At 68.8% G+C, this 13,414-nt stretch carries 11 protein-coding genes; 5 read left to right on the forward strand and 6 right to left on the reverse strand.

Translation table 11 applies throughout. The features are described from left to right. Positions 1-6 precede the first annotated feature (6 nt). A complete protein-coding gene (locus LG380_RS09895) occupies positions 7-783 on the forward strand; it encodes an endonuclease/exonuclease/phosphatase family protein (protein ID WP_225764890.1) in 777 nt (258 codons plus the stop codon). Between the two features lie 39 nt (positions 784-822). Here the strand turns inward: LG380_RS09895 and LG380_RS09900 are convergent, their stop codons facing one another. Further along, positions 823-3,741, reverse strand: a complete 2,919-nt coding sequence (locus LG380_RS09900; RefSeq protein WP_225764892.1) for a TonB-dependent receptor — start codon at positions 3,739-3,741, stop codon at positions 823-825. A gap of 171 nt (positions 3,742-3,912) precedes the next feature. On the opposite strand from LG380_RS09900, the gene LG380_RS09905 reads away from it, so the two are divergent. Together LG380_RS09905 and LG380_RS09910 are read left to right on the forward strand one after the other, a co-directional pair. Next, complete coding sequence (locus LG380_RS09905; RefSeq protein WP_225764894.1) at positions 3,913-5,850, forward strand: transglycosylase SLT domain-containing protein; 1,938 nt, start codon at positions 3,913-3,915, stop codon at positions 5,848-5,850. Positions 5,851-5,894: 44 nt separating this feature from the next. Next, a complete protein-coding gene (locus LG380_RS09910; RefSeq protein ID WP_225764896.1) occupies positions 5,895-7,115 on the forward strand; it encodes a multifunctional CCA addition/repair protein in 1,221 nt (406 codons plus the stop codon). A 12-nt stretch (positions 7,116-7,127) separates the two neighbouring features. Here LG380_RS09910 and nagA read toward each other — a convergent pair whose 3' ends face one another. Both nagA and LG380_RS09920 read right to left on the reverse strand, forming a co-directional pair. Beyond that, positions 7,128-8,270, reverse strand: coding sequence for an N-acetylglucosamine-6-phosphate deacetylase (nagA, locus tag LG380_RS09915; protein ID WP_225764898.1), 1,143 nt, complete (start codon positions 8,268-8,270; stop codon positions 7,128-7,130). Further along, positions 8,267-9,292 (reverse strand): SIS domain-containing protein, encoded by a 1,026-nt coding sequence (locus LG380_RS09920; RefSeq protein ID WP_225764900.1) that lies wholly within the window; start codon positions 9,290-9,292, stop codon positions 8,267-8,269. The genes nagA and LG380_RS09920 overlap by 4 nt, the downstream gene beginning before the upstream one ends. Between LG380_RS09920 and LG380_RS09925 the strand changes: the two genes are divergently transcribed. Continuing rightward, complete coding sequence (locus tag LG380_RS09925; RefSeq protein WP_225764902.1) at positions 9,291-10,481, forward strand: glucokinase; 1,191 nt, start codon at positions 9,291-9,293, stop codon at positions 10,479-10,481. The genes LG380_RS09920 and LG380_RS09925 overlap by 2 nt on opposite strands. A 50-nt stretch (positions 10,482-10,531) precedes the next feature. On the opposite strand, the gene LG380_RS09930 is transcribed toward LG380_RS09925, so the two are convergent. Then, the gene (locus LG380_RS09930; protein ID WP_225766562.1) at positions 10,532-10,927 is read right to left on the reverse strand and encodes a VanZ family protein; all 396 of its coding nucleotides are present in this window, start codon (positions 10,925-10,927) and stop codon (positions 10,532-10,534) included. Continuing rightward, a complete protein-coding gene (locus LG380_RS09935; RefSeq protein WP_225764903.1) occupies positions 10,915-12,096 on the reverse strand; it encodes an SAM-dependent methyltransferase in 1,182 nt (393 codons plus the stop codon). The genes LG380_RS09930 and LG380_RS09935 overlap by 13 nt, the downstream gene beginning before the upstream one ends. A 54-nt stretch (positions 12,097-12,150) precedes the next feature. On the opposite strand from LG380_RS09935, the gene LG380_RS09940 reads away from it, so the two are divergent. Then, entirely contained in the window at positions 12,151-12,888 is a 738-nt protein-coding gene (locus LG380_RS09940; protein WP_225764904.1) for a pteridine reductase, read from the forward strand. Between the two features lie 26 nt (positions 12,889-12,914). Here the strand turns inward: LG380_RS09940 and folK are convergent, their stop codons facing one another. After that, entirely contained in the window at positions 12,915-13,403 is a 489-nt protein-coding gene (gene folK, locus LG380_RS09945) for a 2-amino-4-hydroxy-6-hydroxymethyldihydropteridine diphosphokinase (protein WP_225764905.1), read from the reverse strand. Positions 13,404-13,414 lie beyond the last annotated feature (11 nt).

Genomic DNA, 13,414 nt, shown 5'->3' on the forward strand with positions numbered 1-13,414 from the left:
GTCGACGTGAACTCCCCCGCTCCCCGCACGCTGCGACTGCTGACGGCCAACATCCAGGCCGGTTCCAGCACGCGCCGCTACAGCGACTACGTGACCCGCAGCTGGTCGCACGCGCTGCCGGCGGGGAGCAAGCGCACCAGCCTGGATGCCATCGCCAAGATGGCCCAGGGCCGCGACATCGTCGGCCTGCAGGAGGCAGACCCGGGCAGCCTGCGCTCGGGTTTCTCCAACCAGACCCACTACCTGGCCCAGCGCGCCGGCTTCAATTACTGGAGCCACCAGCCGAACCGGCGCATGGGCGGGGTGGCTTCCAGCGCCAACGGCCTGCTCAGCCGGCTGGAGCCGGTGGAAGTGCAGGACCACGCGCTGCCCGGCCGCATCGGCGGGCGCGGCGTGCTGCTGGCCAAGTTCGGCGATGGCGCCGAAGGGCTGGCGGTGGCAGTGGCCCACCTGTCGCTGGGCGCGGGCTCGCGCATGTCGCAGCTGGCCTTCATCGCCGAACTGCTGTCCGACCATCCCAACGCGGTGCTGATGGGCGACTTCAACTGCATGGCCGACCGACCGGAGATGCAGACGCTGTACCGCAAGACCACGCTGCAGCCGCCCGGCTGCCTGGTCCCGACCTTTCCGAGCTGGCGCCCCGAGCGCGCGATCGACCACATCCTGGTCAGCAGCACGCTGCAGCAGCGCGAAGTGGAAGCAGTGCCGGCGGCGTTTTCCGACCACCTGGCGTTAGCCATGTCGGTAGAGGTTCCGGCGCAGAGCCTTCGCGAGAAGGCCTGAAAGGCGGGGCGCCGCGCTCGGCAGCGCCCCGGCCCGTCCTCAGAAGCGCAGGTCCGCGCGCAGGTACCAGAAGCGCCCACCCGGGATGTCGTAGGTGGAGGCGTCATAGCCATTGAGCGAACACGACAGGCAGATCGGGGGATCCTTGTCGAACACGTTGTTCAGCCCGGCCGTCAGTTGCAGCCCCTTCATCCAGTCCAAGCGGTAGCCCACCTGCATGTCGTGGTAGGTGATGGCATCGAGCGTGTTGCTGCCTTCGGCCTGGTTGCTGCAGATCGGGAATGCCACCGCATCGCCGCAGTCTTCGGTCAGCTCGGAGATATGACGAATGGTCCAGGCCGCGGTCCAGTTGCCCAGGCGCCAGTCCAGGTTGGCGGTGCTGGTCCACTCCGGAATCGAGCTGTCGGCCACTTCGATGCCCGGTCCCTGCGGCTGGCGCTGGCCGGCTGCGCCGACGGCCTCGTAACGGCCGACGAAGGTGTTGTTCCAGCTCAGCTTGAAGCGACCGGCGCTGGTTTCCGGGAACGTCCAGTTCAGATCCACGTCCCAGCCATCGGTCTTGATCACGCCGAGGTTGGTCAGACGGTTGTTGAAGCCGTTGATGCCGCCGGTGGAGGCACGGGTGATGCCGCCGCAGTACAGCGGATCGAGGGTTTCCACGCACAGGTCGAGCTGGGTCTGGGCGTTGATCGCCTGGATCGCCCCTTCCACGGTGTGCCGGTAGAAGGTGACCTCCACGTCGAAGCGCTCGGACCAGCTGGCGTTGCTGCCGAACCACGGGCTCCACACGAAGCCGGCGCTGAAGCTGCGCGCCTTCTCCGCTTCCAGCGCCTCGTTGCCGCCGGTGGTGACCGAGATCTGCGAGTTCGGCTGCTGGAAGCCGGTGGGCACGCCCAGCGCGGCGCAATTGGCGGCGCTGCCACGCGGCGGGGTGCCGCCCAGGCCGATCGAGCACGGATCGAACAGCTGCAGGTCGCCGCGCGCGGCCGAACCGTACAGCTCGCCGATGGTCGGGGCGCGGAAGCCCTCGGCATAGGTCGAGCGCAGCACGAAGTCCTCGCTGACCTGCCAGCGCAGGCCGTACTTGGGCGTGAACTCGCCGCCGAAGGTGGAGTAGTCCGAATAGCGGCCGGCCAGGCTCAGATCCAGGCGGTCGCCCAGTGCCGAATCGGCAAACACCGGCACGCTCAGCTCCAGGTACACCTCGTTGACGTCGTACGAGCCGGAGGTCGGCAGCGACGGCACGCCGTTGTAGTGGCCGATGATGTTGAGCGGATCCGGATCGTAGGAGCCTTCGTACTTGCGGTACTCGTAGCCGGTGGCGAAGGCCACCATGCCGGCCGGCAGCTCGAACAGGTCGCTGCTCAGGTTGGCGGTGACCAGGCTCAGCTCGTTCTGGCTGCGGTCGCGGACCACCGGCTGGATCCAGGCCAGCATCTCCGGGGTGATGGTGCCCGGGCCGCCAAAGATGTTCAGCGGCACGCAGCCGGCCAGCGCCGCGCACGCGGCCGGATCACCCAGCGCCTGGGCGATGTTGAAGATGTTGTAGCTGCCGAAGTTGGTCTGCTTGGCTTCGTTCTTGCTGTAGGCGGCGTTGACGTCCCAGAACCAGCTGCGGCTGCCGGTCTCGAACGAGCCGACCAGGCCGGTGTTGAAATACTGGGTATCCACCCGCTGCTTGAACACGCGCGGGCCGCCTTCCACCGGGCGGCGGCCGATCATGATCAGGTTGTCGGCCGAGTCCAGGTCGAAGCCGAACGGGTTGTATGGGTTGAGCCCGGAAATGACGATCTCGTCGGCCAGCGGGTTGCCGGTGGCACCTTCCGGACCGAGGAAGATTGGCTCGGGTGCAGCCTGGTTGGTGGACTCGCGACGGTTGCCCAGCGCCTTGACGTACCACTGCACGTCGTCGTTGAAGAACATCCGGAACTGGCCGAACACGCCCTTGCGCTCGGACGGGGTCAACAGCAGGTTGTACTCGGCGAAGTTGAAGCGATTCGGCGTCAAAAACGAAATGAAGTCATCTGGATAATTGACACCGCCCGGGAACGACACGCCGTTCGGCGTGGTGATATTGCACAGAGCTATGTTGGGAGTGGCCGGGTTGTCATCATGGTCCACCAACGGGCATGCCGCCGAAGGCGTAGGGGCGATGAACATGAAACGGCCGTTGGGCGTTGCCGAGCTGGCGAACGCCAGCCCGGTGCCGGGCACCGGGAAGCGCGACTGCTCACGGTCGCGCGCATAGATCGGGTCCTGCTTCACCCAGCTGGCGCCCAGGAACAGGCTGGTGCGCTCGGTGCTCATGCCCCAGGCCAGGTCCACGCCCCTGTTGGCGCCGTCGCCCTCGCCGTACTGGCCGTAGTTGAGCGAGACCTGCGCACCGTCGAATTCGCGGCGGGTGATGATGTTGACGACACCGGCGATCGCATCCGAACCGTACAGCGAGGAAGCACCGTCCTCCAGCACCTCGATGCGCTCGACGATGGCCAGCGGGATGGTGTTGAGATCGGTCGACGAGCCCACGCCGGAAGCCGAGGATTCGTTGACCCAGCGGATGCCATCCACGAGTACCAGTACACGCTTGGAACCGAGGTGGCGCAGGTCGACCTGGGCCGAACCGGCCCCAACGCCACCGCCGTCGGGCGGAAACCCGAAGTTGCCCGACGAATTGAACTTGGCGTTGAGCGCCGATCCGGACCCGGTGAGTTCCTGCAGCACCTCGCCAATGGAGGTCAGGCCGGTGCGCTCGATGTCATCGCGGTAGAGGGTATGCACCGGCACCTGGCTCTCCAGCTCAGCCTTCTTGATGCGGGTTCCGGTGACCTGGACGCTGTCCAGGGTGGTGGTGCTGGTCGGCGTGTTGCCCTGATCCTGGGCCACGGCAACGACGGGAAATGCGAGCAATACGGACAGCTGTACAGCAGCGGCAAGGGGGCAGCGGTGCAGGCTCTTCATCCTTTCTCTCCTGAAGGAAACGTATGGCCATGGCGTCCCCCTTCACCACGGCTGTTCCGCTTGTAAACAATGCGTAAAACAACAACAAGTGCACACGTCGACTTTTTGGCTGAGCCGAGGCGGGCCGTGCTTCATCACTCCCATTCACATGCCGCCGGTATTCTTCGGCGCATGAAATCCATTGCCCTCGCCATGACCGGTGCGCTCGCCGTTGTTGCCGCGCTCCCCGCCCTTTCCCAGCCCCAGGATGCCCAGCGCGAAGCTATGCGCCGCGCGCTCGAGGACGCCGAAAGCGGACGACTCGACGGCAGCCGCGCCAGCGCGCTGCGGCAGCATCCGCTCTACGGCTGGCTGGAATACGCACGCCTGCGCCGCGGTATCGAGGCCGTCGACACGCCCCAGGCGCAGGACTTCCTCAAGCGCTACCAGGGCCAGCCGGTGGCCGAGGCGTTCCGCGGCGTCTGGCTGCCCGCGCTGGCCCGTCGCCAGGACTGGAGCGCCCTGCTGGCCAACTGGAAGCCGACCAGCAACACCGGCCTGCGCTGCGCCGAACTCACTGCGCGCCAGTCCACCGGCAAGGCCGATGCGCAGTGGACAAGCGAGGCGCAGGCCCTGTGGCGCAGCAGCGGCGCGTCGCTGCCCGATGCCTGCGATCCGGTATTCGCCGCGCTCGAGGCACGCGGTGGCCTGACCCCGGCGTTGCGCTGGGAACGCTTCGATGTCGCCGCGGCCGAACAGCAGCCCGGCGTGATGCGGGCGGCCGCACGTGGCCTGCCCGCCGCCGAACAGGCCATGGCCATGGATTACGCTGCCTTCGTCGAGAAGGTCCATCCGCGTGCGCTGGGCTGGCCGAAGAACGAGCGCAGCCGGAAGATCGCCGCCATCGGCCTGGCCCGGCTGGCCAAGGAGGATCCGGCACAGGCCGAACGCCTGCTGCCGCAGTACACCAGTGCGCTGCAGCTGGACGAGGCCCAGCGCGCGCGGGTGCTGTACGAGATCGCGCTGTGGACGGTGGCATCGTACGGGCCGGATTCGGCGCGTCGCCTGGCGGCGGTACCGGAGTCGGCCTACGACGAGCGCCTGCACGAATGGCGTGTGCGCGAGGCGATGGCCCGGGGCGACTGGGCGGCGGCACTTGTCGCAATCGGCAGGATGCCGGCGGCGCAGCGCAACGATCCTCGCTGGCGCTACTTCGAGGCGCGCCTGCTGGACAAGACCGGCAAGGCCGCGCAGGCGCGGCCGCTGTACAGCGCTGCGGCCAGCACCGCAACCTTCCACGGCTTCCTCGCCGCCGACCGGCTGCAGCAGGACTACAGCCTGTGTCCGAAGGAGCCCGATCCGGCCCCGGCTCTGCGCAGCGCCGTCAACCGCGATCCGGCGCTGCGCCGGGCGATGGAGCTGTACGCCATCGGCCGCACCAACTGGGCCACGCTGGAATGGAACGACGCCCTGGGCCGCTTCAATGACGACCAGCGCCGCGTGGCGGTGGCCGTCGCCCAGGACCACGGCTGGTTCGATCGCGCCGTGTTCTCGCTCAAGGGTGCCGAGGAACAGCGTCTGTACACACTGCGCTTCCCGCTGCACCACGACGGGGCGATCCGCCGCGAGGCCGAACGCAACGCCATCGATCCGGCCTGGGTGGCCGCGGAGATCCGCGCCGAAAGCACGTTCTATCCGCAGGCACGCTCGCCGGCCAACGCAATGGGCCTGATGCAGGTGCTGCCGGCCACTGCCGCGGACGTGGCCCGGACCACCGGCCTGGACTACGGCGGCGCTGCCAGCCTGTACGACCCGGATACCAACATCGCCATCGGCACCGCCTACCTGCGCCAGCTGATGGACAAGTACTCCGGCCTGCCGTACGTGACCATCGCCGCCTACAACGCCGGCCCCACGCCGACGGCGCGCTGGCTGTCGCAGCGCCCGGGTTACGAGCCGGACTTCTGGATCGAGACCATCAGCTACAAGGAAACGCGCGAGTACGTGGCCCGCGTGCTGGCCTTCAGCGTGCTCTACGACTGGCGCCTCAACGGCAAGGCGGTACCGCTGACCGAACGCATGCAGGGCCGCATCGCCAGGCCGACCAAGGCGTTCACCTGCCCGGGCTGATCCCGTGGTTCGCAGCACCGCGCGCAGCACGGCATCATGTGCGCATGAAGACCTATCTCGTCGGTGGCGCGGTTCGTGATTCCCTGCTGGGCCTGGCGCCCGGCGACCGGGACTGGGTGGTGGTCGGCGCCACCCAGCCACAGATGGAAGCACTGGGATTCCGCGCGGTGGGCAAGGACTTCCCGGTGTTCCTGCATCCGGATACCGGCGAGGAACATGCGCTGGCGCGCACCGAGCGCAAGTCCGGTCGCGGCTACCGCGGCTTCGTGGTCGACGCCGACCCGTCGGTGACGCTGGAAGAAGACCTGCAGCGCCGCGACTTCACCCTCAATGCCATTGCCCGCGACGAGGAGACCGGCGAACTGTTCGATCCGTATGGCGGCGTGCGTGACATCCAGCACCGCGTGCTGCGCCACGTCGGTCCCGCCTTCGTCGAGGATCCGCTGCGGGTGCTGCGTGCGGCACGTTTCATGGCCCGCCTCGCGCCGCTGGGTTTCAGTATCGCCCCCGAAACCATGGCGCTGATGCGGCAGATGGTCGACAGCGGCGAACTCGATGCACTGGTGCCCGAACGCGTTTGGCAGGAACTGCGCCGAGCGCTGGCCAGTGCGCAGCCCTCGGCATTCCTGCGCACCCTGCACGAGTGCGGCGCGCTGGGCGTCATCCTGCCCGAGGTCGAAGCGCTTTACGGCGTGCCGCAGCGCGCCGAGTTCCATCCCGAGGTCGATACCGGCCGCCACCAGGAAATGGTCAGCGACATGGCCGCGCGACTGGCCCCGGGCGACGACCTGGCCGGCTTTGCCGCGCTCACCCATGACCTGGGCAAGGCGCTGACCCCGAAGGACCAGCTCCCGCGCCACATCATGCACGAGCAGCGCGGTGTGGCCCCGCTGCGCGAACTGGCCTCTCGTCTGAAGGTGCCGGCAGAACACCAGCAGCTGGCCGAGGCCGTGTGCCGCGAGCACCTCAACGTGCACCGCATCGACGAGCTGCGCGATGCCACCGTGCTGGAACTGCTGTCGCGCTGCGATGGCTTCCGCCGCCCCGAGCGCATCGCCCGGATCGCGCTGGTGTGCGAATGCGACAAGCGTGGCCGGCTGGGTTTCGAGGACAGCGACTATCCGCAGGGCGAAACCCTGCGACGGCTGCATCGCGCCGCGCTGTCGGTGCAGGCGCGCGACATGGACACCAGCCAGCTCAAGGGCCCGGCCATCGGCGAAGCACTGAAGAAAGCACGCATCGCCGCCATCAGCGCGGCGCGCTGACCGCCGGGACGCTTACTCCCGATCGCCGCCGATCCAGGTCGCCTGCACCTGCAGTTGCGCGTCGAGCAGCACGAAGTCGGCGCGGTAGCCTTCGGCGATATGGCCGAGCCAGTCGTCCACACGCAGGAAGCGGGCCGGGTAGGTCGAGGCCATGCGTGCGGCCTCGGCCAGCGGCAATCCGAGCAGCTGCACCGCGTTGCGTACTGCGGTGGCCATGTCCAGCGCCGAGCCGGCCAGCGCGCCGGCGGCATTGCGCACCACGCCGTCGATGGCGGTAATGGTTTCGCCATACAGCGTGTAGCTCGGATCGTCGGCGCCGACCGACGGCATCGCATCGGTGACCAGGAACACCTTGCCGCGCGGCTTGGCCGCCAGCGCCACGCGCAGGCTGGCCGGATGCACATGGACGCCATCGGCGATGATGCCGCACCAGCTGTCGCGATCCTCCAGCGCGGCGCCCACCACGCCGGGCTCGCGCCCCTGCAGCTGGCCCATCGCGTTGTACAGGTGGGTGAAGCCGGTGATGCCGGCGGCAAGTCCGGCGCGGATCTCCTCGTAGCTGCCGGCGGTGTGGCCAGCGGCCACGATCACCCCGGCCTGCACCAGTTTGCGCACGGTCGCGGCCGGCACGCGTTCCGGGGCCAGCGTGAGCAGGGTCACGCCGTTGTCGAGCGAGGACACCAGCGCGACCTCGTCCGCATCGGGGACGCGGAACTTGCCGGCGTCATGCGTGCCCTTGCGCGCCGGCGCGATGTACGGGCCTTCGAGGTGGATGCCGATCACCCCGGGCACGCCCTCGGCAATGGCCTGGCGCGTGGCCGCGATCGCCGCGCGCATCACCTCGACGTCGTCGCTGATCAGCGTCGGCAGCCACGCGGTGGTACCGAAGCGACGATGCGCCCGACCGATGGCCCGCAGTGCCTCCACCTCGGGCTGGTTGTTGAACAGCACGCCACCGCCACCGTTGACCTGGGCGTCGATGAAACCGGGCAGCAGCCAGCCACCCTCCAGGTCAACCTGCTGGCCTGCAGCGGCCACCTGCGGATGGCTGTCGGGCAGCAGCGCGCTGATGTGCCCGCCCTCGACCAGCACCGCGAGGTCGTCGCGGAAATCTTCCCCGGCCAGGACGCGGCCGTTACGCAGTGCGATGTTCATACGGTTTCGGTGACTTTGTTCAGATGGGGAGGCAGGTCCGGGTTGAAGCTCCGGCGCAGCGCCAGCGCATTGGCGGCGCGGTAGAACGACTGGATGGCCAGCAGCGGCGTGCACAGCGGATGCGGCGAGGCCGCGACCGGCAGTTCGCCGCCACCGGCCAGCCACACCTGCGCGCCGCGGCGGCGGAATTCCTCCACCACCGCGCGCGTTCCGGTACCGGTTTCATCGGGCTGGGCGAAGGCCAGCACCGGGAATCGCGCACCCACCAGCGCCATCGGCCCGTGCTTCACTTCGGCCGAGCTGTAGGCCTCGGCATGCAGACCGCAGGTTTCCTTGAACTTCAGCGCCGCTTCCTGCGCGGCGGCCAGCCCAGTGCCACGGCCAAGCACGAACAGGTTGCGCGCCGGTACCAGGCCCTCGACCAGTGGCGACCAGTCGCAGTTCCACGCCGCATGCAACGCGTCGGGCGTCGCCTCCAGCGCGGACAGCAGCGACGGTGCCTGCGCCCAGTGCGCGCCCAGCTGCAGGATCGCCGCCAGCGAGGCGATGTAGCTCTTGGTCGCGGCCACGCTGCGTTCGGGGCCTGCACCGAGCGGAATGACGGTTTCAGCCAGCTGCGCCAGTGGCGAATCCTCGACGTTGACCAGCGCCACCACGCGCGCGCCGGCCGCACGCGCGGCCTCGGCATTACGCAGCAGGTCAGGGCTCGCACCGGATTGCGAGATCGCCAGGTACAGCGCGCCCCGCAGCTTCTGCGGCACTTCGTACACCGAGCCCACCGACGGCGAGGCCGAGGCAGTGACGATGCCCAGCTGGGTCTCGAACAGGTACTTGGCGTAGGTGGCGGCATGGTCGGAACTGCCGCGCGCGCAGGTGACCACGAACGGCGGCGGCGCGCTGCGCAGGGTGCCGGCCAGTGCCGCCACGGTGGCGCGGTTGCGGACGAACTGCGCGGCGACCACGTCGGCCGCCTGCGCGGCCTCGGCATGCATCAGGGTTTCGGTTTCGCGTGGCAGGGGCATGTCCTCAGCCACGAGGCTGCTCCCGGGCCAGGTCGGCAACGATGGTCGGCAGGCGATGCATGCGCCCACTTTAGTGCGTGACCGCTGCATCGTGCGCGAACCATCTCCTGCGCAGCAGGCGCAGCGGTTTGACACCGCCAGCGGCGCGGTTCCAGACTCGCCGCAGTTTTTCGCGCCCGAGGCATGCTTGGCCCCTAACCCGCTTCCTGTTGCTGCCGCGCCGGCGCCGCCGTTCTTCGCCGCCGATGTCGGTGGCACCCATGTCCGCGTTGGCGTGGTCTTGGTGGACGAGGTGGATGGCCCGGTCCGCATTGGCGGCTACCGCCAGTACCGCTGCGCCGACCATGCCGGCCTGGGCCCGATCCTGGCCGATTTCCTCGCGCACTCACCGTGGCTGGAACGCGGCGTGATCGCCTGCGCTGGCCACCAGCTGGCCGATGGCAGCGTGATCAGCGCCAACCTGCCGTGGCCGCTGTCGGTGGCCGCGATCAGGCAGCAACTCGGCCTGCAGGACCTGCGGCTGGTCAACGACTTCGAGGCGGTCGCACATGCCGCCGCGCAGGTCGAAAGCCAGCAGGTGCTGCAGCTCACCGGGCCGGCTGAAGCCGCGCGCGGGCCGATCCTGATGGTAGGCCCCGGCACCGGCCTGGGCGCGGCGCTGTGGATCCCTGCAAGCCACGGGGCCATCGTGCTGCCGACCGAAGCTGGCCAGTCCACGCTGGCCGCATCGACCGAACTGGAAATGGCCATCGTCGGCCAGCTGCAGGCCGGCCGCCGGCATGTCGCCATCGAACACGCGATCTCCGGCCCTGGCCTGCTCAACCTGTACAACGCGGTGTGCGCGCTGGAGGGAAAGACGCCTGGCCTGCAGGCGCCCGATGCCGTGAGCCGTGCCGGCTGCGATGGCAGCGACCCGCAGGCCGTGCAGGCACTGGAGGTCTTCTGCGCCCTGCTCGGCAGCACCATTGGCGACATGGCGCTGAACTACGGCGCCCACGCCATCTACCTGGCCGGTGGCATCCTGCCGGGCATCAGTGACTTCCTCGCCCGCAGCCAGTTCGCCGAACGCTTCCTCGACAAGGGCGTGATGCGCGAGGCGCTGCAACGGATCCCGGTACGCGTGGTCGAACACGGCCAGCTTGGCGTGATCGGCGCGGCGCGCTGGTACCTGCACCAGCTCCAGCACTGAGTTCTTCGCCTGCGTGCGCAGGCGTTTCCCGATGCGGCAAGCGCGAAGTGTCAGCGTGGCGCCTGCCAGCGCTGCAGCAACCGGCCCAGCGGGGTCGCGGCCAGGCTGAGGCCGGCAAGCACGCCGATGGTGTTGGCCACGGCATCCAGCGGATCAGCCACGCGCGCGGCGGTCAGCGCGCCCTGGGCAAACTCGATGCCCAAGCCGAGCGCGATCAGGCCGATGCCCAGCACGACCAGTGCACGCCATCCCTGCCACAGCTGGACGCCACTGCCGGCGAGGATGAAGTAGGCCAGGAAATGCTCGAGCTTGTCGCTGTTCTGCGGCAGGTCCAACGACGGCGGCGGGAGCAGACACGCGGCGATCACCGCCAGCACCGCGCACCACCACAGTCCCAGCCAGAAGCGCCGGTGCCTGAGCGCGATGGCCCCGCTCACAGTCGCCAGGTCAGGTCGCCAAGCGCGAACGCCGGCTCCAAGTCCACGTCGCGCATGAAGCCCATCACCTGGAAGCGCTCGCCCATCTCGGTCGGCAGGGTCAGGCGCTTGGCCTGCTCGCGCAGTGCGACCCGGCCTACTTCGTCGGCCGTGGCCTCGGCCTGTTCCAGCACGTCGGTCAGTCCATTGCCCAGCAGGAAGCTGGCCTGGGTGCAGTACCCGGCCAGGTCGAAACCGGCACCGGTGCCGGCCTCGGCCAGCGCGGTGAAGTCCACCGACGCGGTCAGGTCCTGCAGGCCTGGCCACAGGTAGGGATCGTTGTGCACGTGGTGGCGGTAGAACGCGCGCAGGGTGCCGTCGTCGCGGTCGTCCTGGTAGAACTCGCTGCGCGCGTAGCCGTAGTCGACGAACAGCATTGTGCCGCGCTGCAGGCCACCGACCACGGCCTGGATCCAGTAGGGCAACTGCGGCAGCACCTCGGAGCGGTAACCGCTGGCGAACGGCTTCTCCAGGTAACGTTCGATGTGGCGCACCGCGCCGAGCAGCAGCGCATCGGCCGGCTGCTCGCCACGCACGAAGCTGCCATTGCCATCCAGCTGCACGGTTTCCTCGTAAATTCGGCCGTCGCGCGCCATGAAGCGTGGCGTCGGCAGCGCATCGACCACCTCGTTGGCGAACAGCACGCCATCCCACTCATCCTCGAACGGGCGGTCCAGCCACTCCACCCGCGAGGCCTGTTCCGGATCGAGCTTGACCAGCCGCTGGTACTGGCGCTCGCGCAGGTCGGCGCTGGGTTCGAGGATGGCGTAGCGACCGGGCAGCGCATCGAGTGCATGCAGCTGTCTGAGCAGCACCTCGGCAAACGCGCCGCTGCCGCCACCCAGCTCGAGGAAGCGCGACTGCGGACCCAGCTCGCGCAGCACCGGCGCAATCGCCCTGGCCATGGTGGCGGCAAACAGCCCGCCCATTTCCGGCGCGGTGACGAAGTCGCCAGCGCCACCAAACTTGCTGGCACCGGCGCTGTAGTAACCCCAGCCCGGCGCGTACAGCACCAGCTCCATGAACCGCGAGAACGGGATCGCACCGCCGCTGGCCTGGATTTCCGCACGCAGGTGCGCGGCCAGCTGGTCGCTGTGGGCAAGCGCTTCTGTGTCGGGCGTGGGCAGGTCGGAATGCATGGCACGGTGCGATATGTGGACAATGCACAGCATAGCCGAGCAAGGAAACCGCAGATGACCGATACCTCACCCGTGGCCCTGGTAACCGGCAGCGCACGCCGCATCGGCGCGGCCATTGCCCGCCACCTGCATGCCCACGGCTACCGCGTTGCGGTGCATGCGCATACCTCGGCCAATGAACTGCAGGCGCTGGCGTTCGAGCTGGAAGCCGCGCGCCCGGGCAGCGTGCTGGCGCTGGAAGCGGACCTGCGCGATGCCGATGCGCTGGCCGACATGGTCGAGCAGTGCGTGACGCAGTTCGGTCGGCTCGATGCGCTGGTCAACAACGCCTCCAATTTCTATCCAACCCCGCTGGGCAAGGCCACCGCCGAACAGTGGGACGACCTGTTCGCGGTCAATGCGCGCGCGCCGTTCCTGCTGGCCCAGGCCGCGACCACGCAGCTGCGCCTGCACCGCGGCGCGATCGTCAACATCACCGACCTGCACGGCAGCCAGCCGCTGCGCCAGCACGTGGCCTACAGCGCCGCCAAGGCCGCGCTGGAAATGCTCACCCGCTCGCTGGCACTGGAACTGGCACCGCTGGTGCGGGTCAACGCCATCGCCCCGGGCGCGATCCTGTGGCCGGAACAGGGCAAGGACGATTACGCCCGCCAGCAGTTGCTCGAACGCACGCCGCTGGGGCGCATCGGCACCGTGGAGGAAATCGCCGAAGCGGTGCGCTGGCTGCTGGCCGATGCCCGCTTCGTCACCGGCCACACCCTGCGCGTGGACGGCGGCCGCACGCTGTCCTGATCACGCGGCAGCAGAAGCGGCCCGCGTCAGTCTTCCAGCGCGACGGCGTCGAAGTGGTCGTGGTACTGCGGATGGGCCTGCCACATCGTGGCGAGGTCGCGCCCGGTCACCGGATCGACGAAGCCAGGCGCGATGTCGGCCAGCGGCTTGAGCACGAAGGCGTGCTTGAGCTCCGGGCGCGGGATGCGCAGGTGGCCCGGGCCCTCGACCACCGCATCGCCGTAGTACACGACATCGATGTCCAGGGTGCGGTCGCCATGGCGCGGTCCACTGCGGTCACGTCCGTGCGCGTCCTCCACCGCATGCAGCCAGGCATCGAGCTCCTGCAGCGGCAGCGTGGTCTGCAGCTGCACCGCGGCATTGAGGAAGTCCGGACCGTCAAATCCGACTGCCGCCGTGCGGTAGGCCGGTGACACCCGCAGCGCGCCGAAGCGCTCGCGCAGCACCGCCACCGCCGCCTTCAGGTAATGCAGTGGCTCCAGATTGCTGCCCAGGCTGAGGAGCACGGTTGTCATGGCCTTTACAC

Origin of the sequence: Stenotrophomonas sp. Marseille-Q4652, from assembly GCF_916618915.1 — a bacterium.
GTDB lineage: Bacteria > Pseudomonadota > Gammaproteobacteria > Xanthomonadales > Xanthomonadaceae > Stenotrophomonas.